This window comes from Ruegeria sp. K7 (genome assembly GCF_056531785.1).
This window is the reverse complement of the sequence record NZ_JBQFMJ010000041.1, coordinates 1-3,467: the sequence shown is the minus strand read 5'-3', so window position 1 is coordinate 3,467 and position 3,467 is coordinate 1. Positions and strand designations below refer to the sequence as shown.

Below are 3,467 nucleotides of genomic sequence, written 5' to 3'. Positions count from 1 at the left end.
CAAAACTACAAGCGTTGAAGTCAGGAGAGAACAGGAATGTCGACGTATTATTCTGAAGAGCACGAGTGGCTGCGAGTTGAAGGAGAAGTTGCGACGCTGGGGATTACGGTTCATGCGGCTGAGCAGCTTGGCGATGTTGTTTTTGTCGAGCAGCAGGAAGCGGGTGACGAGTTTGAGAAGGGCGGCGAGATCGGCGTGATCGAGTCGGTCAAGGCGGCGTCCGAGCTTTATGCGCCGGTGGATGGCGAGATTGTCGAGGTGAACGAGGCGCTGGCGGACAATCCCGGTTCGCTGAACGACGACCCCGAGGGCGAGGCGTGGATCTACAAGATCAAGATCGCGGATGCGTCGCAGCTGGAGGATCTGATGGATCTGGACGGCTACAAGGCCCTGATCGGCTGAGCAAACGGCGGGTTCCGACGGGATCCGCCCCCTTCTTTCACCCGGAGCCGCTGATTTGGGCTCCGCCCGTTTGGGCCTGAAACTGTCCCCGGACAGGTTCCAGGACGGCCCTTACCCCACGCCGGAGGCTCCTGCCAGAGCGGCTGGGTGAGACATTTCATGAGGAGCGCTGCAATGGCCTTCAAACTGACCGATTACGAAGCCTATGACTTCGCCAATCGCCGCCACATCGGCCCGTCGCCCACCGAGATGCGCGACATGCTGAAGGTGATCGGCTTCAAGACGCTGGACGAGCTGATCGACGCCACCGTCCCGCTGGCGATCCGGCAGACAGAGCCGCTGGACTGGGGTCCGGCGATGACCGAGCGCGATGCGCTCTTTCACATGAAAGAGGTGGCGCGCAAGAACAAGGTTCTGACCTCGCTGATCGGTCAGGGCTATTACGGCACCACCACGCCGGCGCCGATCCTGCGCAACATCCTGGAAAACCCGGCCTGGTACACCGCCTATACGCCCTATCAGCCCGAGATCAGCCAGGGCCGTCTTGAGGCGCTTCTGAACTTCCAGACCATGGTCAGCGACCTGACCGGGCTGGACGTGGCCAACGCCTCGCTGCTGGACGAAGCCACCGCGGCGGCCGAAGCCATGGCGATGGCCAAGCGCGGCGGCCGGTCCAAGGCCAACAACGCGGCCTTCTTCGTGGACAAGAACTGCCACCCGCAGACCATCGCGGTCATTAAAACACGCGCCGAGCCTCTGGGCATCGACGTGCAGGTGGCCGATCCGGATACGCTGGATGCTGGTGCGGTGTTTGGCGCCATCTTCCAGTATCCGGGCACCTATGGCCATGTGCGCGACTTCTCTGCCGAGATCGCGGCGCTGCATGAACATAAGGCGATCGCCATCGTAGCGGCCGATATCCTGTCGCTGGCACTGCTGAAGTCACCGGGCGAGATGGGCGCGGACATTGCCATCGGCTCGACCCAGCGCTTTGGCGTGCCGATGGGCTATGGCGGCCCGCACGCGGCCTACATGGCGACCACCGACAAGCTGAAACGGTCGATGCCGGGGCGGATCATCGGCGTCAGCATCGACAGCCGTGGCAACAAGGCCTATCGCTTGGCGCTGCAGACCCGCGAGCAGCATATCCGCCGCGAGAAGGCGAACTCGAACGTCTGCACCGCGCAGGCGCTGCTGGCCGTCATTGCCTCGATGTATGCGGTCTATCACGGCCCCGACGGCATCAAGGCCATCGCGCAATCGGTGCACCGCAAGACCTCGCGCCTGGCCGACGGTCTGGAGGCGGCAGGCTTTGCCGTGGAACCCGAGGTGTTCTTCGACACCATCACGGTCGAGGTCGGCCATCTGCAGAAGACGGTCATGGAGGCCGCCGTGGCCCGGGGCGTCAACCTGCGCAAGGTGGGCGAGACCAAGGTCGGCATCAGCCTTGATGAACAGACCCGCCCCGAGACCATCGAGGCGGTCTGGGGTGCCTTCGGCATCGACCGCAAGGATGACAGCTCGAACAAGCATTACCGCCTGCCGGAACATGCGCTGCGCGAAAGCGCGTACCTGACCCACCCGATCTTCCACAAGAACCGGGCCGAGGCCGAGATCACCCGCTACATGCGCCGTCTGGCCGACCGCGACCTGGCACTGGACCGGGCGATGATCCCGCTGGGGTCCTGCACCATGAAGCTGAACGCCACGATCGAGATGATCCCGGTCACCTGGCCCGAGTTCGGCAATCTGCACCCGTTCTGCCCGGAAGATCAGGCGCAGGGCTATCTTGAGATGATTGCCGATCTGAACGACAAGCTGTGCCAGATCACCGGTTATGACGCGATCAGCCAGCAGCCCAACTCGGGCGCGCAGGGTGAGTACGCGGGTCTGCTGACCATCCGCAACTATCACTTCGCCCGTGGCGAAGGGCACCGCAATGTCTGTCTGATCCCGACCTCGGCGCATGGCACCAACCCGGCCTCGGCGCAGATGGTGGGCTGGCAGGTGGTGCCGGTGCAGTCGGATGACAAGGGCAACATCGATGTCGCCGATTTCCGCGCCAAGGCGGAAAAGCACAGCGACCATCTGGCCGCCTGCATGATCACCTACCCCTCGACCCATGGCGTGTTCGAGGAAACCGTGCAGGAGGTCTGCCAGATCACCCATGACCACGGCGGTCAGGTCTATATCGACGGCGCCAACATGAACGCCATGGTCGGTCTGGCCCAGCCGGGCAAGATCGGCGGCGATGTCAGCCACCTGAACCTGCACAAGACCTTCTGCATCCCGCATGGCGGCGGCGGCCCCGGCATGGGTCCGATCGGCGTCAAGGCGCATCTGGAAGAGCATCTGCCCGGCCACCCGGAATACGGCACCGCCGTGGGCCCGGTCTCGGCGGCGCCCTTCGGCTCGCCCTCGATCCTTCCCGTATCGTGGGCCTATGTGCTGCTGATGGGCGGTGAGGGTCTGACGCAGGCGACGAAAGTGGCGATCCTGAACGCCAACTACATCGCGGCACGGCTCAAGGATGCCTATCCGATCCTCTACACCTCGGAAACGGGCCGGGTGGCGCATGAATGCATCCTCGACACCCGTCCGCTGGACGAGGCCGCGCATGTCAGCGTCGACGACATCGCCAAGCGTCTGGTCGATAGCGGCTTCCACGCGCCGACCATGTCCTGGCCGGTGGCGGGCACCCTGATGGTCGAACCCACCGAATCGGAACCCATGGCCGAGCTGGACCGCTTCTGCGATGCCATGCTGTCCATCCGGGCCGAGGCGCAGGACATCATCGACGGCAAGATCGACGCGGACAACAACCCGCTCAAAAACGCCCCCCACACGGTGCGCGATCTGGTCGGCGACTGGGACCGCCCCTACACCCGCGAACAGGCCTGCTTCCCCCCGGGCTCCATGGGTGTCGACAAATACTGGTCCCCCGTCAACCGCGTCGACAACGCATACGGCGACAGAAACCTCATCTGCACATGCCCTCCAATGTCAGAATACGAAGAAGCCGCTGAGTGAAAGATAAAACCCCTCGCCGGAAACATCCGGCGGGG

General features: G+C 63.7%; 2 protein-coding genes. Both read left to right on the top strand.

Annotated features, from left to right (window positions below):
- Positions 1–36 precede the first annotated feature (36 nt).
- Positions 37–402, top strand: a complete 366-nt coding sequence (gene gcvH / locus ACR0FE_RS23565; RefSeq protein ID WP_170613943.1) for a glycine cleavage system protein GcvH — start codon at positions 37–39, stop codon at positions 400–402.
- A gap of 174 nt (positions 403–576) precedes the next feature.
- A complete protein-coding gene (gene gcvP, locus ACR0FE_RS23560) occupies positions 577–3,432 on the top strand; it encodes an aminomethyl-transferring glycine dehydrogenase (protein ID WP_480915552.1) in 2,856 nt (951 codons plus the stop codon).
- Positions 3,433–3,467: the final 35 nt, after the last annotated feature.